The organism is Pseudomonas sp. OTU5201 (genome assembly GCF_038440135.1).
Classification (GTDB): domain Bacteria; phylum Pseudomonadota; class Gammaproteobacteria; order Pseudomonadales; family Pseudomonadaceae; genus Metapseudomonas; species Metapseudomonas resinovorans.
Map to the genome: position 1 here is coordinate 44,084 of NZ_JASATC010000034.1, position 22,070 is coordinate 66,153.

A 22,070-nucleotide genomic window follows, 5' to 3' on the forward strand; every position below is an offset into this window, starting at 1 on the left:
TCACTTCACTTCCGGTGGCGTGGTGAAGGTGTGGTAAGGCGCCGGCGAAGGGACCGTCCACTCCAGCCCCTCGGCGCCATCCCAGGGCTTGGCCGGGGCTTTCTTGCCGCCACGGATGCACTTGATGACGATGAACAGGAAGAGGAACTGGGTCGCGCCGAAGCTGAAGGCGCCGATGGACGAGATCATGTTGAAGTCGGCGAACTGCAAGTTGTAGTCCGGAATCCGCCGCGGCATGCCGGCCAGCCCCACGAAGTGCATGGGAAAGAAGGCCATGTTCATGCCGATGAAGCTCAGCCAGAAGTGCAGTTTGCCGAGGGTCTCGTCGTACATGTGGCCGGTCCATTTCGGCAGCCAGTAATACGCCGAGGCGAAGATGCCAAAGATGGCGCCCGGCACCAGCACGTAATGGAAGTGCGCCACCACGAAGTAGGTGTCGTGGTACTGGAAGTCCGCCGGTGCGATTGCCAGCATCAGCCCGGAGAAGCCGCCGATGGTGAACAGGATGACGAAGGCCACGGCGAACAACATCGGCGTCTCGAAGGTCAGCGAGCCTTCCCACATGGTGCTCACCCAGTTGAACACCTTCACCCCGGTGGGCACGGCGATCAGCATGGTGGCGAACATGAAGAACAGCTCACCGGTCAGCGGAATGCCCACGGTGAACATGTGGTGCGCCCAGACGATGAACGAGAGGAAGGCAATCGACGCCGTGGCGTAGACCATCGAGGTGTAGCCGAACAGCGGCTTGCGGCTGAAGGCCGGAATGATCGAGCTGACCGCACCGAAGGCGGGCAGGATCATGATGTACACCTCAGGATGGCCGAAGAACCAGAACACATGCTGGAACAGCACCGGGTCACCGCCGCCGGCAGCACTGAAGAAGCTGGTGCCGAAGTGGATGTCCATCAGCATCATCGTCACGCAGCCGGCCAGTACCGGCATCACCGCGATCAGCAGGAAGGCGGTGATCAACCAGGTCCAGACGAACAGCGGCATCTTCATCAGAGTCATGCCTGGAGCGCGCAGGTTGAGGATGGTGGCGATCACGTTGATAGCCCCCATGATCGAACTGATGCCCATCAGGTGGATGGCGAAGATGAAGAAGGTCACGCTCTCCGGCGCGTAGGTCGTGGATAACGGCGCATAGAAGGTCCAGCCGAAGTTGGGCCCTCCGCCGGCGGAGAACAACGTGCTGACCAGCAGGCCGAATGCAGCCGGCAGCAGCCAGAAGCTGAAGTTGTTCATCCGCGGCAGCGCCATGTCCGGCGCGCCGATCATCAGCGGGATCATCCAGTTGGCCAGGCCGACGAACGCCGGCATCACCGCGCCGAAGACCATGATCAGGCCGTGCATGGTGGTCATCTGGTTGAAGAACTCGGGCTGGACGATCTGCAGGCCGGGCTGGAACAGCTCGGCGCGGATCACCATGGCCATCGAGCCGCCCAGAAGGAACGCGGCGAAGCTGAACCACAGGTACATGGTCCCGATGTCCTTGTGGTTGGTGGTCAACACCCAACGCATCAGGCCCTTGGCCGGACCGTGGTGGTGATCATGCCCGGCATGATCGTGGTCGATCACTGCACTCATGTCAGTCTCCCTATAGGCCGGTGTCTTCTTCATTGGCTTTCCGCCTGCTTCAGGGCGAGTACTTCCTTCGGTGTCACCATGTCGCCGGTGTTGTTACCCCAGGCGTTTCGTTCGTAGGTGACGACGGCGGCGATATCGACCTCGGAAAGCTGCTTGCCGAAGGCGGCCATGGAGGTGCCTGGCTTGCCGTGGAAGACGATGTTCAGGTGATCTGCCTTGGGTCCGGTGGCGATCTTCGAACCCTTGAGCGCCGGGAACATGGGCGGCATGCCCTGGCCCTCCGGCTGGTGACAGGCCGCGCAGGCGCTGTGGTAGACCTTGTCGCCGCGCTCGACCAGCTCTTCGAGCGTCCATTCCTTGTCGGTCAGCTCCTTGAGCTTGGCGGTCTCTTCCTTGCGCTGGGCCAGCCACTTGGCGAAGTCCTCCTGGGACTTTGCCTCGACCACGATGGGCATGAAGCCGTGGTCCTTGCCGCACAGTTCGGTGCACTGGCCACGGTAGAGGCCGGGCTTCTCGATACGGGTCCAGGATTCGTTGACGAAGCCGGGAATCGCATCCTTCTTCACTGCCAGCGCCGGCACCCACCAGGAGTGGATCACGTCGGCCGCGGTAATCAGAAAGCGCACCTTGGTGCCCACCGGAACCACCAGCGGCTGGTCGACTTCCAGCAGGTAGTGCTCGTCCTTCGGCGCCTTGTTGTGGATCTGATCGGCAGGTGTGGCCAGGTTGCTGAAGAACTCCACGTCCTGGCCCAGGTACTTGTAGTGCCATTTCCACTGGTAACCGGTGATCTGCACATCCAGTCCGGACTCGGAGGTGTCATAGATGTCGATCAGGGTCTTGGTCGCCGGCACCGCCATCAACACGAGGATGACGAAGGGCACGACGGTCCAGAGGATTTCCACCGTGGTGCTTTCGTGGAAATGCGCCGGCTGCTGGCCGGTCGAGCGGCGGTGGATGATCATCGACCAGAACATGGCACCGAAGACCAGTACGCCGATGACGACGCAGATCCAGAAGATGGTCATGTGCAGATCGAAGACGGTGCGGCTGACCTCGGTAGCACCAGGCGCCATGTTGACTGTCCAGGCAGCCTCCGCCTGGCTGAGAACAGACAGCAGCAGGAGTCCCATCCAGACTCGTGGATGTCGCATCATTGCGGGTTCCCCTTCTCGTTCTTGTTATCCCGCCGGCTGGGCCAACGGCTTGGGGACGGCTGTCCGGACTACCACACTCGGACCGCCGACCTCGGCACGCAGGTGCACAGTCGGGTTCCATCAGGTAATGCCTTTCGAGTCGGAGTATAGACAGGGACTTCGGCTGCGCAACGCGCCGCAGAAAATGGCTGAAGGCGCGTAAGCCTTGTCCTAAACGCCACGGCTGGCGTGGGTCGGCAGCAGATGTCAAAGTGCTGTTATAGCGCGCCCGAATAACTGTGAAGCGATTATGACAATCCGGTCTTAGCGGTTTCGTCGGGCGAGCTAAGGTCTCTTCTTCACCTGTTATTCCCCGCAAACCGCCATGTCCTTTTCAGGAGCAGTCATGAACACCGCCGCACTGCGCGAAATCATCCAGCGCGCCCTCAAGAACGAAGCAGCCTCTAGCCAACTGACCCAGATTCTCGACACCCAGATCGATAGCCTGCACCCCGCCATTCGCCTGCCGGCGGACGATGCGCAGGGCGTGCTCGCCCGTTTCATCGCCGCCTACGTGGAACAGGTTCCGGACGTGCTGGATGCCGCCGCCACCGTCGCCCGCGAAGCCGGCATCGAGTCCCACATCAAGCCAGTGCTCAGGGTCGCCGAACAATTCTTCCTGCAACCGCCTGCCCTGATGGCCGGCCACGAAGGCCTGGAAGGCCTGCTCGACGAGGCCTACCTGGCCCATCGTCTGGTGGAGGAAGTCAACGACCGCTACATCGTCCACTTCGGCCAGCCGCTGATACCGCTGGATACCACAGTGGCCAACCTGATCGCCCACCAGTTGATCGGCGAACCCTTCGCCAACCAGCTGGATGAAGCCGTGCACCACGCAGTCGACGGCCTGCTCGACGAGGACGTGTTCAGCCAGCCCTCGGCCCAGGCCTATCGCCAGCAGCTGCACGACCCCAAGGTGGAGGCAGCCTGGAAACGCTGGCCGTGCCTGTCCGAGCAACTGGGTGTCGGGCTGGAACTCAACCCGGGCCAGCGCGCGGTAAGCTGAGCGGGAGACTATTCAACCTGGAAATGAAAAAGGGCTGCACCGGCAGCCCTTTTCTCATTACTCCGACAGGTAACGCGGCCTCGGCGTGGCCATCGGCAGTGGACCATCACCAATCACCCGGAAGCGACCCTGCTCGGCGTCGTAGGCCTTGATCACCGAGGTCTCGATGTCATAGACCCAACCGTGGATGAACAACTGCCCGCTGGCCAGGCGCGCCGCCACCGAGGGGTGAGTGCGCAGGTGGTCGAGCTGGGCCACCACGTTCTCTTCGGTGAGCACTTCGAGCGTCTCGTGATTGGCGCAGCCACAGTTCTCCTGCACCACGATCTTCGCCACTTCGGCATGGCGCAGCCAGGCTTTAACCGTCGGCATGCGCTCCAGTGTCTGCGGGTCCAGCACCGCCTTCATGGCGCCGCAGTCGGAGTGGCCGCAGATGATGATGTGGTGCACGCCGAGGGCCATGACCGCGAACTCGATCGCGGTGGAGACACCGCCGTTCATCTGGCCATACGGCGGCACCACGTTGCCGACGTTGCGGGTGACGAAGAGATCGCCCGGGGAGCTCTGGGTGATCAGTTCGGGGACGATGCGCGAATCGGCGCAGGTGATGAACATGGCGCGGGGTTTCTGTTCATGGGCGAGCTTCTTGAACAGTTCTTCCTGCTGCGGGAAGACCTCATCGCGGAACCGCTGGAAGCCCTCGACTATGTTCCTCAGGGCCTCTTCGGCACTTTCACTACCCAGTTTGTCGTGCTCGTTGCTCATGCTGCGAACCTCGGTCATCGTAGGAATTGTCTTGTATGCCGCCCATTATCCACTGATTGTCGGCATTTGAATTCCTACAGGACTGTCGTTACCGCCCACCGAGTCACACCTCAAAGTAACGTCATTTGTCCGCCGGGCGGACAGAAGCGCGAACAATCCAGTTCGTAATCGCGCCGACGATTGAGCCCAAGCTTGCGAATCGCCACGGCGAAGCGCTGGGCCAGCAGCTCGGCGAAGGGTCCCTCGCCCTTGAAACGGTGGCCGAAACGGCTGTCGTAGATTTCCCCGCCACGGCACTGGCGGATGATGCTCATCACATGGGCAGCGCGCTGCGGGTAGTGCGCCTCCAGCCACTCTTCGAAAAGCGGGCCCACTTCCCTGGGCAGGCGCAGCAACATGTAGTTCGCCTGCCGCGCCCCGGCATCACGCGCCGCTTCCAGCAGAGTCTCCAGCTCCATGTCGTTGATCATCGGAATCATTGGCGAACACAGCACGCCAACCGGAATACGGTTCTCGCTCAGCACGCGGATCGCCCGCAGTCGCGCCGACGGGGCCGCGGCACGAGGTTCGAGGGTACGTTTCAACTCATCGTCGAGGGTAGTGAGGCTGATCATCACCGTCACCAGGTTCTGCTCCGCCAGCTTGGTGAGCAGGTCGAGGTCACGCAATACCAGCGACCCTTTGGTAACGATGGTCACCGGATGGCGGTAGCGCAGCAGCACTTCCAGGGTCTGGCGGGTGAGGCGATGTTCGCGCTCGATGGGCTGGTAAGGGTCGGTATTGGAGCCGAGATTGATCGGCGCGCACTGGTAACCAGGCTTGGAGAGTTGCTGCTCCAGCAAGGCAACGGCGTTGGTCTTGGCGATCAGCCGCGTCTCGAAATCCAGCCCCGGCGACATGTCCCAGTAAGCATGACTGGGCCGCGCGTAGCAGTAGATGCAGCCATGTTCACAACCGCGATAGGGGTTCACCGAGCGGTCGAACGGCAAGTCCGGGGACTGATTGCGGGTGATGATGCTTTTGGCGGTTTCCAGCCTGACTTCGGTCGCACGGCTGGGCAGGACTTCCTGGAACCAGCCGTCATCCATCGCCACCGAGGTGGTCGGCGCGAAGCGATTGAAAGGATTGCTGGCCGTGCCACGGCCACGGGGTGGGAGAGGGGCGGGCATGGGGAGAATCTCCGTAAACTGTATATTCATACAGTATATGGAGGTTCTTCCTACGACTAGCCAGATTCAGCCGGGCGGCACGCTCTCAGCGGGCATTCCGTAGGTTGGGTTGAGGCACGAAACCCAACGAGCTGGACATCCGACAAGCGTTGGGCCTCGCTTCGCTCGGACCAACCTACGGGATCAGGCGGACGGTGAGTCCGCCATAACCATGCTGGCCGGCGTTGCCGCCCAGTTCTATACGCCGCAGGGCGGCCAGTTCGCGGGCGCGCCAGAAGGCGAAATAGTCGGTGACGAAGAAGCCGTCGGTGCTGGCCATCAGTTCGGCCATCACCCTCGGCAACGGTTGCCAGTCCGGGGTACAGGCGGCAAGGAAAATAGCGTCCACCACCTGGTGGTCTTCACTATGGAAGTCGCCATCCCGCCAGCGGCGAATAGCGGCATTGGCAGCCAGTGCGGAGCGCCATTGCGCGGCGAGCTGCGCCTTGCGCCCAGGCTCGACCTGGTGTGGCTGGTAGTAAGCACCCAGCGCGGCGGGCGCGATCATGCCCACCGCGCAGCGTTGCGGGACGCTGCTGTCCCCCGTGCCGCAAGAAATCTCCCAGAGGGGCAGGTCGCTGCCTTCCAGGGCAGCCGCGACACGGGCCAGCAGAAGTTGTTCGGAGCAACTGTCGGCCTGCCAGACGGTGACCGGCTGATCTTGCTGACTCAGCGCGGCGAGCCAGTCGGCATCGACGGAAAGGCCCGTGCCGAAGTCCGGCCGCGGCGTCACCGCGCTGGGCCAGACGTCCAGCCAGAACTGCGCGCGGACCGTGCAGGGCGGCGTCTCGACATCCACCAGAGGCCCCACAGCCAGGTCGTCACGCAGCACGCGCAATGCGCGGGCGGCGACGTCCTCACCGATGACGCGGGTTACGCCTTCGGCCGCCACATCACCACACACCAGATGCCACATGCGCCCTCCTTGGCATTCAGCTCACTCGCTGGGTTTCTTCAGTTTGGGATTGGGGAAGAACTGCACGCCCTGCACCTTTGGATCAGCCACCTTGGGCTTTGGCTGGTTGACCCGCGTGCCAAGTTCCTTCGGCACCGACTGACCCTGGGCGTTGAGGGTGTCGGCGTAACCGCAGGCCACGCACTCACGGTGCGGCACACCGTCTTCGTCCCACATCTGGATCTTGTCCATTTCGCTGCACGCCGGGCACACGGCACCGGCGATAAAGCGTTTCGGTGTCGCCGTCATGCTGCATCCTCCGTCAGGCCACTGTGGCGCAGCAGGGCGTCAATGGACGGCTCGCGACCGCGGAAATCCACGAACAGAACCATCGGCTCCTGGGAACCACCACGGGCCAGGATGGCGTCGCGGAAGGCACGGCCGGTGGCCGGGTTGAGCACGCCTTCTTCCTCGAAACGGGAGAAGGCATCGGCAGACAGCACTTCCGCCCACTTGTAGCTGTAGTAACCGGCCGCGTAACCGCCAGCGAAGATGTGCGCAAAGCTGTTGGCGAAGCGGTTGAACACCGGCGGTCGCATCACGGCCACCTCGTCGCGGATCGCTTCCAGCACGTCGAGCACGCTGCGACCGTCGCCGTGGGTGGCGTGCAGTTCGAAGTCGAACAGGGAGAACTCCAGCTGGCGCACCATCATCAGGCCGGACTGGAAGTTCTTCGCCGCCAGCATTTTGTCCAGCAGGTCCTGGGGCAGCGGCTCACCACTCTGGTAGTGACCGGAGATCAGGGCCAGGCCCTCTGGCTCCCAGCACCAGTTCTCCATGAACTGGCTGGGCAGCTCCACGGCGTCCCAGGCCACGCCGTTGATGCCGGAAGCCCCGGCGTGTTCGACGCGGGTCAGCAGGTGGTGCAGGCCATGACCGAACTCGTGGAATAGGGTGGTGACTTCGTCGTGGGTCAGCAGCGCGGGCTTGTCGCCGACGGCGGGGGTGAAGTTGCACACCAGGTTGGCCACCGGCGCGATCAGCTCGCCACCGGCGTTGCGGCGCTTGTCGCGGGCGCCATCCATCCAGGCGCCGCCGCGCTTGTTGGCGCGGGCGTAGAGGTCGAAGAAGAAGCGCCCGACATGCTGGCCGTTCTCGCTGATTTCGAACAGGCGCACGTCAGGGTGCCAGGTATCGAAATCCGACAGTTCGCGGATCTCGATGCCGTAGAGCTTCTGCACGATGGCAAAAAGCCCGGACAGCACCTTGTCGATGGGGAAGTAGGCCCGCAGGATCTCCTGGGAAATGCTGTAGCGCTGCTCGCGCAGCTTTTCGCTGAAGTAGCCCACGTCCCAGCTCGTGAGGTCAGCCACGCCGCGCTCGGCGGCAAAGGCCTTGAGCTCCTCCAGGTCCTTGGCGGCGAAGGGTTTGCTGCGCTTTGCCAGGTCACGGAGGAAACCCAGCACCTGTGCGGTGGACTCGGCCATCTTGGTGGCGAGGCTCAGGTCGGAGAAATGCGCGAAGCCCAGGAGTCGAGCCAGCTCCTGGCGCAGATCGAGGATTTCGGCCATCACCGGGCCGTTGTCATTCTGCCCGGCGTTTGGGCCCTGGTCGGAGGCGCGGGTGCAATAGGCGGTGTAAACCTCTTCACGCAGGGCACGGTCGTCGGCGTAAGTCATTACCGCGTAGTAGCTGGGGAATTCCAGGGTGATCAGCCAGCCGTCCAGGCCCTTGGCCTCGGCGGCCTGCTTCATCTGTGCCTTGGCCGAATCGGTGAGGCCGGCCAGGGCTGCTTCGTCGTGAATCTCCTTCGTCCAGGCCTGGGTGGCGTCCAGCAACTGGTTGGAGAAGCGGCTGCCCAGCTCGGACAGCTTCATCTGAATTTCGCCGTAGCGCTGCTGCTTGTCGGCCGGCAGGTCGATACCAGATAGGCGGAAGTCACGCAGGGCGTGGTCGAGGATGGTCTTCTGCGCCACCTCGTAGCGGGCCGCTTCAGGACTGGCGGCCAGGGCCTCATAGGCCTGGAACAGCGCACGGTTCTGGCCGATTTCGGTCCAGTACTCGGACAGCTTGGGCAGGCAGGCCTCATAGGCGTTGCGCAGTTCGGCGTTGTTGCAGACGGCATTCAGGTGGCTCACCGGGCTCCAGGCGCGGCCCAGGCGCTCGCCCAGTTCGTCCAGCGCCAGCACCAGGCCCTGCCAGGTCGGCGTGCCGTCCTGGCGCGCCAGCAGGTCAGCGATTGCTGCGCGGTTGTCGGCGAGAATCCTGTCGACCGCAGGCTCGACGTGTTCCGGACGAATGGCGGAGTAGGGCGGCAGATCGAAGTCTTGCAGGAGGGGATTGCTCAGGGTCACGGCATTCACCTGTATTCAGGAAGGGACGCGGGCTGGATGAGTAGACGAGACATAGCCCGGATGGGAGCCATCTTAATTACAATCGCCGGCTGACGCAGCCTCAGGAAATGCTATGAACCCGATCAGAACCTACCAGGGCACCACCCCGCAGCTCGGCGAGCGGGTCTTCGTCGACGCTTCCGCCGTGGTCATCGGCGACGTGCAACTCGGTGACGACAGTTCAGTCTGGCCCCTGGTGACCATTCGTGGCGACATGCACCGCATCCGCGTCGGCGCGCGTACCAGCGTGCAGGACGGAAGCGTGCTGCACATCACCCATGCCGGCCCCTTCAACCCGGACGGCTACCCGCTGGAGATCGGCGATGACGTGACCATCGGCCACAAAGCGCTGCTGCACGGCTGCAAGGTCGGCAGCCGAGTGCTGATCGGCATGGGCAGCATTGTCATGGACGGCGCGGTGATCGAGGACGACGTGGTGCTGGGCGCCGGCAGCCTGGTGCCGCCCGGCAAGCGCCTGGAGAGCGGCTACCTCTATGTCGGCAGCCCGGTGAAGCAGGCCCGCCCGCTCACCGACAAGGAGAAGGCCTTCTTCACCTACAGCGCGGCGAACTACGTGAAGCTGAAGGACCTGCACATTGCCGAAGGCTACGGGGTCTGACGCGATGCATTACCAGAACATCCTCTTCGACCTCGACGGCACCCTCACCGATCCGCGCGAGGGCATCACCCGTTCGGTGCAATACGCGCTGGCCAAGCTCGACATCCACGAACCGGACCTGGCGAACCTGGAGCACTTCATCGGCCCGCCGCTGCTGCAGTGTTTCATGCAGACCTACAGCCTGACCGAGGAACGCGCCTGGGATGCGGTGAATCACTACCGCGAGCGCTTCAAGGTCACCGGGCTCTACGAGAACCGCGTGTTCGACGGCATCGACGCGCTGCTCGGACGCCTGCGCGAACAGGGCCGCACACTGTTCATCGCCACCAGCAAGCCGACCGTGTTCGCCCGCGAGATTGCCCGGCATTTCGGGTTCGACCGGCACTTCAAACACATCTACGGCAGCGAGCTGGACGGCACCCGCACCAACAAGGTGGAACTGATCGCGCACCTGCTGGAGGAAGAAGGCCTGGACCGCGCCGATACGCTGATGATCGGCGACCGCAAGCACGACCTGATCGGCGCCAGCCGCAATGGCCTGCATGGCGCGGGGGTCGGCTATGGCTTCGGCAGCCGCGACGAGCTGATAGGGGAGGCGCCGGCCTACTATTTCGCCAGCCTGGATGAGCTGAGCCGGGCGTTTGGTTGAAAGGGTCAGTTGGATCAATGACTTGTGGGGGCGAATTCATTGGCTATGTCTGCGTTAGCTGTTGCGACGTTGAGTACAGCGCTCTAGTGCAGGCCTTCGAGGCTTCTGCGCCAGCCTGACACAACCCTCACCCCCGGCCTCGCCCTGCGCCCCGGCCTGATCGCTTCGCGCTCATGCGTTCATCGCCACCGGAAGCAATGCTTCGGAAAGCGTGCCTCTTCACCCCAGAGGGCGAGGGGGGACTCGCGCCGTGCCCCCGTAGCAACGATGGAGGGAGGGAACCCCGGCGAAGCCGGGGCCGGATGCAGGGGCAAGCCCTTTGGTTCCTTTCTGGCGTTTGAGAAAGGGACTCGTCCGGGAGGACGAAACCAGAAATATCCGCAGAACTCGGCAAGCAGCCTGGCTCAGGACGTTCTAGCAACACTTAATGCAGACATAGCCAATTCATTCGCCATGGGGCGCGAAGCGCCCCCAATGAATCAGCAGGGCAGACCGTCAGTCTGCTTGGCGAATGAGTTCGCCCCTACAGGGCCAGCCCAGGGTCGGCATCAATCCCCATTGCGCTGGTAAATGATCTTCTTGGTGCCGTTCTCGCAGGTCCCGACCACCATATTCTGGTCCTTCACTTCGGCGTTGGGGACTATCTCCAGGGTGTAGCTGGTCACCCCGGCGGCCTGGATCTTCACTTCGATCTCCTGCTTCAGCTCCTCGCAGGGCTTGGGTGCCGCCAGGGCGGTGCCTGCCAGCGCACTCAGCATCAGGACTACAGCAACTGTCTTCATCACCTGCTCCATTTCCGTGGTGTCCTGGCCGTTTGACTGGCAGCCAGCCTGGCAAGTTCTAGCGGTTTGCCACCAGGCTTTCCAGTGCCTTCGTACGTGCCTGCAGCGGTAGCTCACCCAGCTCACGAGCCCGCTGGTAGAAAGCCGGCCAGTCCCCGCCCACTTCCTGGAACAACGCGGCAAAGGCTGGCACCCACTGGTCATAAAGACCAAAGGGCAGCAGCTTTGCGTTGTTCATTGGACCCTCCACCCATGCGTCGTAGCGGTTGTAGCCGTCCCACTCGCGGTCACGCAGCGCACGGTAGTCGCGACGCATACGCTCGAAAGTCTCGGCCTTGGCCTGACGCATCCGCTCGGGGGGCAGGCCGCTGGCGTAAAGGCGCGTCAGGCGCTCGCGGGTATCCAGCACCAGGCGAGTGAGGGCGTCCCGGCGCTCAGAGACGTCATCGCCTTGGCTCGACAGGCCACGGCTTGTGCGCCATTGGTTCAGACCTTCACGCTCGACGAAGCTGGCGAAAGATTCGTTGAAAGCGGTATCCCCCGGCACGTAAAGCCGCTGGTGGGCCAGCTCGTGGAAGATCAGCGCGACGAGGCGGTCGTCGTCCCAACGCAGCATGGTGTTAAGCAGCGGGTCATCGAACCAACCAAGGGTGGAATAGGCCTCGACGCCCCCGACCCAGGTGTCCAACCCCTGCTGCCTGAGTAGCGCCGCAGCGCCACGGGCACGGCCCAACTGGTAGTAACCGCGATAGGCGACGCAGCCCGCGATGGGGAAGCAGTGCGTCTCCGGTTGCAGGGAGAACTCCGGCGTGGCGAACAGGTTCCAGACCACAAAGGGACGCTGGATATCGGCGTAGACCCGGTAGCTGCCGTTGTCCGGCAGCCCCAGTGCCACGCTGGCGAAGGTCCGCGCTTGCTGGGCAAGGGAAAGGCGCTGGCGCAGTTGCGGCGGCTGGGCCGGATCATCGATCAGGTTCTGCACCGGCTGACGGGCGTACAAAAGCACCATCTGCCCACGGGCCAGTTGGCTGTAGTAATCCAGGCTGGAACAACCGCTCAGCAGCCAGGCGCCCAACAGGGGAACCCAAGGTCGGCGAATGCGGTCAAGCAATTCGATAAGAAAGGTGGTCGGCATGCCGCGACACTAGCGCATTGGAACCACCTACTGCCATTGAACGGAGTCCTGCATGCGCCTTCTGCTGCTTTCCCTGCCGCTGCTCAGCCTTGGTGGCTGCGCCCTGCTGATGCCCAGCCCCGACCCGGACCAAGCGTGGATTTCCTTGCGCAAGCAGGAAGGCCAACGGGTGCAAGCCAACCGGGTAGACGACAAGACCCTGGCCGATCCGCGCTACTTTCAGGTCACGCCGGGGCGGCATGAACTGGAGGTTCGCCTGGAGTTCGAGGTCGGCGGACACGATATCGGCCAGGAGAGTCCGAGCTACCGGCGCACCTGCCTGCTCAAGCTGGCCTACGCGGATTTCGCCGCAGGCGAGCGCTACCAACTGGAAGCCGGCGGCATCGGTTTCCGTCCCTGGGCGCGGCTGTATGACGAACAGAACAAGGAGGTCGCCAAAGCTCGCGAAAGTCGCTGCGGCGATGTCTGAATTCTCCGACAAGGAGGTATTCTGGGATCATCCGCCCCTCAAGGAGACTCGCCATGCGCACGCTGTTCGCCCTGACGCTGCTGGCCAGCCTCGCCGCCTGTGCAAGCCAGCTGCCTGAACCCGATCCGCGAATGGCCTGGATCGATATCGTGCCCGACCCCAGCGACACCCTCATGGCCAACCGCCTGGACGACAGGCGCTGGGATGACGGCCGTTACTACCAGGTGCTGCCCGGCAAGCATGAGCTGGAGCTGCGCTATCAGTTCGAGGTTGGCGGCGCGGGCGGAGGCTTTGGCATGAATGCCGAGCCCAGCCGCATCACGTGCTATATGATTCTGCGCTATGACGGTTTCGAGGCGGGCAAGCGCTACCGCGTGGAAGCGCGCAACGCCGCCAACCAGCCGATGGCCTGGCTCTATGGCGAGAACCGCGAAGTGCTCGCCAGGCACGAGATCTTCCCGCGCTGCGGCCCCTTCTGATCCCGCTTAGTCCCGCAGGCTGGCGAGGATGTCGAACGCCCGCAGCCGATGTTCGTGCTGGTAGAGATCGCAGGTGAAGATCAGCTCATCGGCATCGGTCTGGTCCAGCAGCACCTGCAGACGCGCGCGAATCTTCTCCGGCCCGCCCACCATGGCCATGGCCAGGAAGCTGCCCACGGCATCCTTCTCATGGGGCAGCCAGCGACCGGCCATGCTTTCAACAGGTGGGCGCAGCACCAGGCTTTCGCCACGAATCAGCGCAAGTACCCGCTGATACACCGTAGTGGCGAGGAACTCCGCCTCTTCGTCCGAGGGTGCCGCCACCAGGGGCACGCCGAGCATCACATAGGGTTTATCGAGCATCGCCGAGGGGCGGAAGTGGTTGCGATAGACACGAATCGCCTCGTGCATGTAGCGCGGCGCGAAGTGCGAGGCGAAGGCATACGGCAGCCCCTTCTGCCCGGCGAGTTGTGCACTGAACAGGCTGGAGCCGAGCAGCCAGATGGGCACATTGGTATCCGCCCCCGGCATGGCAATCACCTTCTGATCCGGCTGGCGTGGACCAAGGAGCATTTCCAGTTCTTCGACATCCTGCGGGAAGTCGTCGGCGCTACCCAGACGATCACGGCGCAGCGCACGAGCGGTGAGGTGGTCGGCACCCGGCGCGCGGCCCAGCCCCAGTTCGATTCGCCCCGGGTAGAGGCTGGCGAGCGTGCCGAACTGCTCGGCGACCACCAGCGGCGCGTGGTTGGGCAGCATGATGCCGCCAGAGCCCAGGCGGATGCGGGAGGTACCGCCGGCGAGGTAGGCGAGCAACACGGCGGTGGCGGAACTGGCGATGCCATCCATGTTGTGGTGCTCGGCCACCCAGAAGCGCGAGAAGCCCAGGTGTTCGACATGGCGAGCCAGCGCCAGGGAGTTGTGCAGGGCCTGGGTGGCACCGCCGTGGTCACGGACGGGCGCCAGATCGAGGACAGAAAGGGGCAGATTGGACAGGGCAGACATGGGCAAGACCTTGGCAGGGGATAGGCCGGAACCTTATCCGAGTGAATCAGTAGGTCTTACTCTAGGGATTGGCGTCCAAGGCCGCTAGAAGGCACTTTTCGGTAACCAGGGCACCAGAAGGTAAGGATTGGGCCGGAAGGGGATGCCGGCCCCGGAACCGCGACGCGATCAATTGCGCTGGTAGACGATCTCCTTGCTGCCACCCTCGCACGTGCCCACCACCTGCTTGCCGGCGGCGCTGCCCTTGTCGACGACTTCCAAGCTGTAGGAGACAACGCCCTTGGCCTTGAGCTTGGCGTCGATCTCCGCCTTGAGCTCCTCGCAGGGTTTCACGGCGGCGAAGGTCGAACCGGCCAGGGCAAACAGGCCAAGGCCCAACAGCAATTTCTTCATGGATGACGCTCCCTCGTAGTGGATGATGGACTCGCATGAGCCATCCGCTCCCGCCTGGATCCAGCAAGGCCAGGGGCGGACGGTCAGAGCCTAACCGAATTCAGGAGCGGGGGATGTGCGTCACCTCGCTCGCCCGGATGGGTGTCAGCTGTCGCTGATCCGGAAGCCGACTTTCAGGGTCACCTGGTAATGGCCGACCCGACCATTCTCGATATGTCCTCGGGTTTCCACCACCTCGAACCATTCCAGGTTACGAATCGTCCTCGCCGCTTCGGTGAGGGCATTGTTGATCGCCTCATCGATGCTGGTGCGTGAGGAACCGACAATCTCGATCTTCTTGTAGGTGTGGTGATCAGACATGGCGTATCTCCTGTGGCAGGCACGGGTGGGTTCCCCAGCAAGGCTAGCCAAGAATGCCGCTATCGGCCCGTCAGCTCCTCACGCAACCAATTGGCCAGGCGCTCTGCGCGGCGATCCAGCTGCCTCGCCTGCACCCAAAGCGAAAGGCGTGCCGGCGTCTCGACGAAGCCCCAGGGCGCCACCAGGCGGCCGGACGCCAGTTCGTCGGCGACCAGTTGCTGCGGGGCGATGGCCACCCCGAGACCGGCTACCGCCGCTTCCAGCAGGAAGTAGAGATGCTCGAAACCCTGGCCCAGGCGCAGTCGCTCGGTCGCCAGCCCCTGCGCCACCGCCCACTGGGGCCAGGCCTGGGGCCGCGATACGGTGTGTAGCAGGGGCTCCTCCAACAATGCCGCCGGTGCGGCGCAGACCAGGGCATCGTGCTGGGCGTAGCGCGGGCTCAGCACTGGGCCGATGGACTCCGCCGCCAGCTCGAACACCCGCATGTCCGCCGGCCAGGGTGGCTCGGCGAAGCAGAGGGTGGCGTCGACGCCAGGACGGCGCGGGTCCAGTTCGCCCTCGCTGGCCGAGAGCTGCAGACGTAGTTCCGGAAGCTCGCGGTTGAGTCGGTCCAGGCGCGGGATGAACCAGCGCGCCAACAGACTGCCCGGGCAGCCGAGGACGAAGGGCGCATCCTCGCTGCGCCTCTGCAGATCGGCGCAGACACCGCGCAGGCGCTCGAAGGCATCGCCGCTGGCATCTCGCAGGCGCTGGCCGGCATCCGTGAGTTTTACGCCACGGCCGTCCTTGCTGAACAAGGCGACGCCCAATTCCTCCTCAAGCAACCGCACCTGGCGGCTCACGGCGCCATGGGTAACGTGCAGCTCGTCGGCCGCACGACTGATACTCTGCAGACGGGCCGCCGCTTCGAAGGCGCGCAGGGCGTTGAGGGGAGGCAGGTCTCGGCTCATGGTAATCCGTGAGTTTTGCTGACAGGTCAAAGCAATCTAATCGCTTTTCCGCGGGCCAGCCAGCGGTAGAATGGCTGCCATCACCCATTTCTCCCTCACCCCCGGCCCCTCTCCCGGAGGGAGAGGGGAGCAAGAGCAGGAGCACACCATGACCTCATTGCGCACCGGCCCTGACGCCAAGGGCCTGTTCGGCGCCTTCGGCGGCCAGTATGTCGCCGAGACCCTGATGCCGCTGATCCACGACCTGGCCCGCGAATACGAAAAGGCCAAGGACGATCCGGAATTCCAGAAAGAGCTGGCCTACTTCCAGCGCGACTACGTCGGCCGCCCGAGCCCGCTGTACTTCGCCGAACGCCTGACCGAACACTGCGGCGGCGCGAAGATCTACCTCAAGCGCGAAGAGCTGAACCACACCGGCGCGCACAAGATCAACAACTGCATCGGCCAGATTCTCCTGGCCCGGCGCATGGGCAAGAAACGCATCATTGCCGAGACCGGCGCCGGCATGCACGGCGTGGCCACCGCCACCGTGGCCGCCCGCTTCGGCCTGCAGTGCGTGATCTACATGGGCACCACTGACATCGACCGCCAGCAGGCCAACGTCTTCCGCATGAAGCTGCTCGGCGCCGAAGTGATCCCGGTGACCGCCGGCACCGGCACCCTGAAGGACGCGATGAACGAAGCGCTGCGCGACTGGGTGACTAACGTCGACAGCACCTTCTACCTGATCGGCACCGTGGCCGGTCCGCACCCTTATCCGGCGATGGTCCGCGACTTCCAGGCCGTGATCGGCAAGGAAACCCGCGAGCAATTGGCCGAGAAGGAAGGCCGCCTGCCCGATTCGCTGGTCGCCTGCATCGGCGGCGGCTCGAACGCCATGGGCCTGTTCCATCCCTTCCTCGATGATAAGAGCGTCGCGATCATCGGCGTCGAGGCCGCCGGCCACGGCATCGAGACCGGCAAGCATGCCGCCAGCCTGAATGGCGGCGTCCCAGGCGTGCTGCACGGCAACCGCACCTTCCTGCTGCAGGACGAGGACGGCCAGATCATCGACGCCCACTCCATCTCCGCCGGCCTCGACTACCCCGGCATCGGCCCGGAACACGCCTGGCTGCATGACATCGGCCGCGTCGAGTACACCTCGATCACCGACCACGAGGCCCTGGAAGCCTTCCACCAATGCTGCCGCCTCGAAGGCATCATCCCAGCCCTGGAGAGTTCCCACGCCCTGGCTGAGGTGTTCAAGCGCGCACCGAACCTGCCGAAGGACCACATCATGGTGGTGAACCTCTCCGGCCGTGGCGACAAGGACATGCAAACCGTTATGCACCACATGCAACAGGAGCAGAAAGCATGAGCCGCCTGCAGACCCGCTTTGCCGAACTGAAGGAACAGAACCGCGCTGCCCTGGTGACCTTCGTCACCGCCGGCGACCCGGGCTACGACGCCTCCCTGGCCATCCTCAAGGGCCTGCCGGAAGCCGGCGCCGACGTCATCGAATTGGGCATGCCCTTCACCGACCCAATGGCCGACGGCCCGTCCATCCAGCTGGCGAATATCCGCGCCCTGGGCGCCAAGCAGGACTTGGTCAAGACCCTGCAAATGGTTCGCGAATTCCGCACTAGCAACCAAACCACCCCGCTGGTGCTGATGGGCTACTTCAACCCCATCCACTACTACGGCGTGGACCGTTTCATCAGCGATGCCAAGGAAGCCGGCGTGGATGGGCTGATCGTGGTCGACCTGCCGCCGGAACATAACGAAGACCTCTGCCACCCGGCCCAGGCCGCGGGCATCGATTTCATCCGCCTGACCACCCCGACCACCGACGACAAGCGCCTGCCCGTCGTGCTAGAAGGCAGTTCCGGCTTCGTCTACTACGTCTCCGTGGCCGGCGTGACCGGCGCAGGCTCCGCCACCCTGGAGCATGTACAGGAAGCGGTTACCCGCCTGCGCCGCCACACCCAACTGCCGGTGGCTATCGGCTTCGGCATCCGCACCGCCGAGCACGCCGCCAGCATCGCGCGCCTGGCCGACGGCGTAGTGGTGGGCTCCGCCCTGGTGGATCAGATCGCCAAGGCCGAGTCCCCCGAGCAAGCCGTGAACGGCGTCCTCAGCCTCTGCAAGACCCTCGCCGAAGGCGTACGCGGCGCCCGCGCCTGATCCATGTTGTAGGGTGGGCTTCAGCCCACCGCGATCAGAGGTCGTACTCGATCGCGCCGTCCTCGAGGCCCGACAAGTCCAGCGGCCGCACCGCGCCCATCCACATCGGGTAGTCGCGGTGGTCGCGCAGGTCGCTGCCGGTAATGGGGTGCACCAGCACGGTGAGGCCGTCGCGGTGCAGCGCCAGCCAGGGGATCACCTCGCCGAACAACTCAGGCTTGAACGCCAGCTGGCAGCTCCAGTCGGGATGCGGGCCAACGGGCTTTTCGTGGACGCGGCCCATCTTCAACGGAAAGCGCCGGGCGGCCTCCTCGCAGAGCGCGCGAGCCTGGTCGAGGCTGTCGGCATCGAAGTAGACATGGGCGTGGAAACCCTTGATCCGTGGGGAGAGTGTCTGGGTCATATGGCGATTCCTTCCCGATGCCTGATGAGCTGGGCCTGGCGGGCTTCGTCACCCAGTTCCAGCTGCAACCAGTCGACGAAACACTTCATCAGCCGTGCGCGGCGCTTGCGCTCAGGCTGGACCAGGTAATAACCGAATTCCGAGCTGACGCTGGTGTCAAGCACGCGCGCCAGAAGGCCCTGATCGAGCAGGTCGTCCACCAGATAGCGCCAGCCGATGGCCACGCCCTGGCCGGCGATGGCGGCCTGGATCAGCAGGGTGTAGTTGTCGAAGCGCAGCATTCCCGAGCCCGGTGGCTGGGCGATTCCGAGTTCGCGAAACAGCGCATTCCAGTCGAACCAACGGGTACGCACTTCGGGCTTCAGGTGCAGCAGCGGCAACTCGGCCAGGGCCGCCACCGGCAGCGGCTGGTCACGCCCTGCCAGCAGGCGCGGGCTGGCGATGGGGAAGACCTCCTCGCGGAACAACAGCAACGCCTCGCCGTGCTTGAAGCGGCCGTCGCCAAAGGCAATGGCGATGTCGACTTCCGAACGCAGCATGTTCATGGTGCGGTCACTGGTGACGATGCTGACGTCGATTTCCGGGTTGGCCTCGTGGAAGCGGTGCAGGCGCGGCATCAGCCAGTAGGCGGCGAAGGCGAAGTCAGTGGCCACCTGCAGTACCTCGTGCTGCGGTCGCGAGCCGATGGCGTCGAGTCCGGCATTGATGCTCTGCAGGCCCTCCTGCACATGCAGGAACAACAGACGGCCAGCGTCAGTGAGTTCGATGCCTCGGTAGACGCGGTCGAACAGGCGGGTCGCCAACTGCTTTTCCAGACGCTGGATCTGCTGGCTCACCGCAGGTTGCGTAGTGCCCAGCTCAACGGCGGCAGCGGTGAAGCTGAGATGGCGGGCAGCGGACTCGAACACCCGCAGCAGGTCCAGGGACAGTTCAGAGTGAAGCTCTGACATAACGTTTTCTTATCCGAGTCATGTTCCGCTGTGCGGTTTACCAGTTGGATCGCTGACGCAATTATCGCCTCCAGCACTTTCGCATAATTCGACGGTATGGATAAGCGAACGATGAAACATCCCAACATCCTCTTCATCATGGCCGATCAGATGGCGGCGCCAATGCTGCCCTTCTACGCCCCTTCGCCCATCAAGATGCCGAACCTGTCGCGCCTCGCTGCGGAAGGCGTGGTGTTCGACTCGGCCTACTGCAACAGCCCGCTGTGTGCACCCTCGCGCTTTACCCTGGTCAGTGGCCAGTTGCCGTCGAAGATCGGCGCCTACGACAACGCGGCCGACTTCCCTGCCGACGTGCCCACTTACGCCCACTACCTGCGCCGGCTGGGCTATCGCACGGCACTGTCAGGCAAGATGCATTTCTGTGGCCCGGACCAGTTGCACGGCTACGAGGAGCGCCTGACCAGCGACATCTACCCTGCCGACTACGGCTGGGCCGTGAACTGGGACGAACCGGACGTTCGCCCGAGCTGGTACCACAACATGTCCTCCGTGCTGCAAGCCGGCCCCTGCGTGCGCACCAACCAGCTGGATTTCGACGACGAGGTGGTGTTCAAGGCGCGCCAGTACCTCTACGACCATGTTCGCGAGCGTGCCGGGCAGCCCTTCTGCCTGACCGTCTCGCTGACCCATCCCCACGACCCTTACACCATCCCGGCCGAGTATTGGGACCGCTACCACGACGCTGACATCCCGTTGCCGCGCGTGCAGTTCGCCGATGCCGAGCAGGACCCGCACAGCCAGCGCCTGCTCAAGGTCATCGACCTCTGGGGCAAGCCGCTGCCGGAGGCGAAAATCCGTGATGCACGCCGTGCTTACTTCGGTGCCTGCAGCTACGTGGACGACCAGATCGGTGCATTGCTGAAGACCCTGAGCGAGTGCCAGCTGGCCGAGGACACCATCGTCGTCTTCTCCGGCGACCACGGCGACATGCTTGGCGAGCGCGGCCTCTGGTACAAGATGCACTGGTTCGAGATGGCGGCACGCGTGCCGCTGCTGGTCCACGCCCCCAGCCGCTTCCAGGCGCGACGGGTGAGCGAGTCCGTCTCCACGGTCGACCTGCTGCCCACCCTGGTAGAACTGGCCGGCGGTGAACTCGACGACAGCCTGCCACTGGATGGCCGCTCGCTGCTGTCCCACCTTCAGGGCCGGGGCGGGCACGACGAAGTGCTGGGCGAGTACATGGCCGAAGGCACCACGAGCCCGCTGATGATGATCCGCCGCGGCCAGTACAAGTTCATCCTTTCCGAAGAAGACCCCTGCCTGCTCTTCGACCTCGCCAACGACCCGCAGGAGCTGGAGAACCTGGCCACCTCAGCGGATCATCAGACGCTGCTGGCGGCCTTCCTCGACGAGGCCAGGGCACGCTGGGACCTGGCAGCCATCGCCGAGGCGACCCTGGCCAGCCAGCGCCGACGCCGCTTCGTCGCCGAAGCCCTGACCCATGGCAAGCTGAAAAGCTGGGACCACCAGCCCTTCGTCGACGCCAGCCAGCAGTACATGCGCAACCACATCGACCTGGACGACCTGGAACGCCGCGCGCGTTTCCCCCAACCCTGACCCACTCTTGCGAGGAACGAAGGCATGAAGACGATCAATGCGGTGCTTGCCGGCGGCGTACTGCTGGCCGGTCTGACGTTCAACGTCCAGGCGGAGGACGCCAGTTGCGCCACGGTGAAGTTCGGCGATCCAGGCTGGAGCGATATCGCCGTGACCAATGGCGTGGCGCGCTTCCTCCTCGACGGCCTGGGCTATCGCACCGAAACCTCGACACTGGCGGTGCCGATCATCTTCGCCGGCCTGCACAAGGGGCAGATCGACGCCTTCCTCGGCAACTGGATGCCCGCCCAACAGAGCAACTACGACAAGTTCGTCGCCGCTGGCAGCGTCGACAAAGTGGCGCAGAACCTCTCCGGCACCGAGTACACCCTGGCCGTTCCACGTTATGCCTTTGATGCGGGCGTGAAAACTTTTGCCGACCTGGACAAGTTCGCCGACAAGTTCGACCGCAAGCTCTACGGCATCGCCTCTGGCTCACCTGCCAACGAATCGATCCGGCAGATGATCGCCAACGATGAGTTCGGCCTGGGCGACTGGAAGCTGGTGGAGTCCAGCGAGCAGGCAATGCTGGTGCAGGTAGGCCGGGCGGTAAAGCGTGAGCAATTCGTGGTGTTTCTCGGCTGGACACCACACCCGATGAACGTGCAGTACGACATGGCCTACCTCAAGGGCGGTGAGAAGTACTTCGGCGAGAGCGGCAGTGTGAACACCCTGGCGCGCAAGGGCTTCACCGCCCAGTGTCCGAACGTGGGCAGGCTTCTGGCCAATTTGCAGTTCACCCAGGAGATGGAGAACGCCATCATGGATCAGGTGCTCAACAGCAACGCCGACAACGACGCGGCCATCAAGACCTGGCTCAAGGCCAACCCGGCGGTAATTGACGGCTGGCTGCAGGGCGTCACCACCCGCGATGGTAGCGATGGGTTGGCAGCAGTGAAGGCAAAGCTCTGAACGACGAACTGACGCTGTAGGGGCGAATTCATTGGCTATGTCTGCATTGCGTGTTGCAGGCAGCTGTATTGCCCGTAGGAGCTGGCTTGCCA

General features: G+C 63.8%; 24 protein-coding genes. 9 read left to right on the forward strand and 15 right to left on the reverse strand.

What is annotated here, in order from left to right:
- Window positions 1–1,590 (reverse strand): cytochrome c oxidase subunit I, encoded by a 1,590-nt coding sequence (gene ctaD, locus AAHM40_RS19945; protein WP_342246185.1) that lies wholly within the window; start codon window positions 1,588–1,590, stop codon window positions 1–3.
- A gap of 29 nt (window positions 1,591–1,619) precedes the next feature.
- Window positions 1,620–2,747: a cytochrome c oxidase subunit II gene (coxB, locus tag AAHM40_RS19950; RefSeq protein ID WP_342246186.1), complete on the reverse strand. Its 1,128-nt coding sequence runs from the start codon at window positions 2,745–2,747 to the stop codon at window positions 1,620–1,622.
- A gap of 385 nt (window positions 2,748–3,132) precedes the next feature.
- Here coxB and AAHM40_RS19955 point away from each other — a divergent pair, with 385 nt between their 5' ends.
- Window positions 3,133–3,792 carry a hypothetical protein gene (locus AAHM40_RS19955; RefSeq protein WP_342246187.1) on the forward strand — a complete coding sequence of 220 codons (660 nt, stop codon included), beginning with the start codon at window positions 3,133–3,135 and terminating at the stop codon, window positions 3,790–3,792.
- Window positions 3,793–3,849: 57 nt separating this feature from the next.
- Here the strand turns inward: AAHM40_RS19955 and AAHM40_RS19960 are convergent, their stop codons facing one another.
- From AAHM40_RS19960 to prlC, 5 genes are all read right to left on the reverse strand, one after another.
- Window positions 3,850–4,557 (reverse strand): carbonic anhydrase, encoded by a 708-nt coding sequence (locus AAHM40_RS19960; RefSeq protein ID WP_342246188.1) that lies wholly within the window; start codon window positions 4,555–4,557, stop codon window positions 3,850–3,852.
- Between the two features lie 110 nt (window positions 4,558–4,667).
- Window positions 4,668–5,726, reverse strand: a complete 1,059-nt coding sequence (locus AAHM40_RS19965) for a PA0069 family radical SAM protein (protein ID WP_342246189.1) — start codon at window positions 5,724–5,726, stop codon at window positions 4,668–4,670.
- Between the two features lie 175 nt (window positions 5,727–5,901).
- Window positions 5,902–6,681 (reverse strand): DUF3658 domain-containing protein, encoded by a 780-nt coding sequence (locus tag AAHM40_RS19970; protein WP_342246190.1) that lies wholly within the window; start codon window positions 6,679–6,681, stop codon window positions 5,902–5,904.
- 21 nt (window positions 6,682–6,702) lie between these two features.
- On the reverse strand, window positions 6,703–6,969 hold the full coding sequence (locus AAHM40_RS19975) for a YheV family putative zinc ribbon protein (protein WP_342246191.1): 267 nt from the start codon (window positions 6,967–6,969) through the stop codon (window positions 6,703–6,705).
- Window positions 6,966–9,014: an oligopeptidase A gene (gene prlC, locus AAHM40_RS19980; RefSeq protein WP_342246192.1), complete on the reverse strand. Its 2,049-nt coding sequence runs from the start codon at window positions 9,012–9,014 to the stop codon at window positions 6,966–6,968. Before prlC ends, AAHM40_RS19975 begins: the two co-directional genes overlap by 4 nt.
- Before the next feature lie 112 nt (window positions 9,015–9,126).
- Here prlC and AAHM40_RS19985 point away from each other — a divergent pair, with 112 nt between their 5' ends.
- Both AAHM40_RS19985 and AAHM40_RS19990 read left to right on the forward strand, forming a co-directional pair.
- Window positions 9,127–9,672 carry a gamma carbonic anhydrase family protein gene (locus AAHM40_RS19985; protein ID WP_342246193.1) on the forward strand — a complete coding sequence of 182 codons (546 nt, stop codon included), beginning with the start codon at window positions 9,127–9,129 and terminating at the stop codon, window positions 9,670–9,672.
- A 4-nt stretch (window positions 9,673–9,676) separates the two neighbouring features.
- Window positions 9,677–10,321: an HAD family hydrolase gene (locus AAHM40_RS19990; RefSeq protein WP_342246194.1), complete on the forward strand. Its 645-nt coding sequence runs from the start codon at window positions 9,677–9,679 to the stop codon at window positions 10,319–10,321.
- Between the two features lie 548 nt (window positions 10,322–10,869).
- On the opposite strand, the gene AAHM40_RS19995 is transcribed toward AAHM40_RS19990, so the two are convergent.
- Complete coding sequence (locus tag AAHM40_RS19995; protein WP_342246195.1) at window positions 10,870–11,103, reverse strand: DUF1161 domain-containing protein; 234 nt, start codon at window positions 11,101–11,103, stop codon at window positions 10,870–10,872.
- 58 nt (window positions 11,104–11,161) lie between these two features.
- Complete coding sequence (locus AAHM40_RS20000; RefSeq protein ID WP_342246196.1) at window positions 11,162–12,238, reverse strand: aminopeptidase; 1,077 nt, start codon at window positions 12,236–12,238, stop codon at window positions 11,162–11,164.
- 52 nt (window positions 12,239–12,290) lie between these two features.
- Here AAHM40_RS20000 and AAHM40_RS20005 point away from each other — a divergent pair, with 52 nt between their 5' ends.
- A complete protein-coding gene (locus AAHM40_RS20005) occupies window positions 12,291–12,707 on the forward strand; it encodes a PA0061/PA0062 family lipoprotein (RefSeq protein ID WP_342246197.1) in 417 nt (138 codons plus the stop codon).
- Window positions 12,708–12,760: 53 nt separating this feature from the next.
- Window positions 12,761–13,186, forward strand: a complete 426-nt coding sequence (locus AAHM40_RS20010; protein ID WP_342246198.1) for a PA0061/PA0062 family lipoprotein — start codon at window positions 12,761–12,763, stop codon at window positions 13,184–13,186.
- Between the two features lie 6 nt (window positions 13,187–13,192).
- Here the strand turns inward: AAHM40_RS20010 and AAHM40_RS20015 are convergent, their stop codons facing one another.
- From AAHM40_RS20015 to AAHM40_RS20030, 4 genes are all read right to left on the reverse strand, one after another.
- Window positions 13,193–14,191 (reverse strand): LLM class flavin-dependent oxidoreductase, encoded by a 999-nt coding sequence (locus AAHM40_RS20015; RefSeq protein ID WP_342246199.1) that lies wholly within the window; start codon window positions 14,189–14,191, stop codon window positions 13,193–13,195.
- A 168-nt stretch (window positions 14,192–14,359) separates the two neighbouring features.
- Complete coding sequence (locus tag AAHM40_RS20020; protein WP_342246200.1) at window positions 14,360–14,584, reverse strand: DUF1161 domain-containing protein; 225 nt, start codon at window positions 14,582–14,584, stop codon at window positions 14,360–14,362.
- Window positions 14,585–14,728: 144 nt separating this feature from the next.
- Window positions 14,729–14,944: a dodecin gene (locus tag AAHM40_RS20025; protein WP_342246201.1), complete on the reverse strand. Its 216-nt coding sequence runs from the start codon at window positions 14,942–14,944 to the stop codon at window positions 14,729–14,731.
- Between the two features lie 59 nt (window positions 14,945–15,003).
- Window positions 15,004–15,894: a LysR family transcriptional regulator gene (locus AAHM40_RS20030; protein WP_342246202.1), complete on the reverse strand. Its 891-nt coding sequence runs from the start codon at window positions 15,892–15,894 to the stop codon at window positions 15,004–15,006.
- A 148-nt stretch (window positions 15,895–16,042) separates the two neighbouring features.
- On the opposite strand from AAHM40_RS20030, the gene trpB reads away from it, so the two are divergent.
- Both trpB and trpA read left to right on the forward strand, forming a co-directional pair.
- The gene (gene trpB / locus AAHM40_RS20035) at window positions 16,043–17,251 is read left to right on the forward strand and encodes a tryptophan synthase subunit beta (RefSeq protein ID WP_342246203.1); all 1,209 of its coding nucleotides are present in this window, start codon (window positions 16,043–16,045) and stop codon (window positions 17,249–17,251) included.
- Entirely contained in the window at window positions 17,248–18,057 is an 810-nt protein-coding gene (gene trpA, locus AAHM40_RS20040; protein ID WP_342246204.1) for a tryptophan synthase subunit alpha, read from the forward strand. Before trpB ends, trpA begins: the two co-directional genes overlap by 4 nt.
- Before the next feature lie 34 nt (window positions 18,058–18,091).
- Here trpA and AAHM40_RS20045 read toward each other — a convergent pair whose 3' ends face one another.
- Window positions 18,092–18,460 carry a DOPA 4,5-dioxygenase family protein gene (locus AAHM40_RS20045; RefSeq protein WP_342246205.1) on the reverse strand — a complete coding sequence of 123 codons (369 nt, stop codon included), beginning with the start codon at window positions 18,458–18,460 and terminating at the stop codon, window positions 18,092–18,094.
- Window positions 18,457–19,410, reverse strand: a complete 954-nt coding sequence (locus tag AAHM40_RS20050; protein WP_342246206.1) for a choline sulfate utilization transcriptional regulator — start codon at window positions 19,408–19,410, stop codon at window positions 18,457–18,459. The genes AAHM40_RS20045 and AAHM40_RS20050 overlap by 4 nt, the downstream gene beginning before the upstream one ends.
- Window positions 19,411–19,521: 111 nt before the next feature.
- Between AAHM40_RS20050 and betC the strand changes: the two genes are divergently transcribed.
- On the forward strand, window positions 19,522–21,027 hold the full coding sequence (betC, locus tag AAHM40_RS20055) for a choline-sulfatase (protein WP_342246207.1): 1,506 nt from the start codon (window positions 19,522–19,524) through the stop codon (window positions 21,025–21,027).
- A gap of 24 nt (window positions 21,028–21,051) precedes the next feature.
- Complete coding sequence (gene choX / locus AAHM40_RS20060; RefSeq protein ID WP_342246208.1) at window positions 21,052–21,978, forward strand: choline ABC transporter substrate-binding protein; 927 nt, start codon at window positions 21,052–21,054, stop codon at window positions 21,976–21,978.
- Window positions 21,979–22,070: the final 92 nt, after the last annotated feature.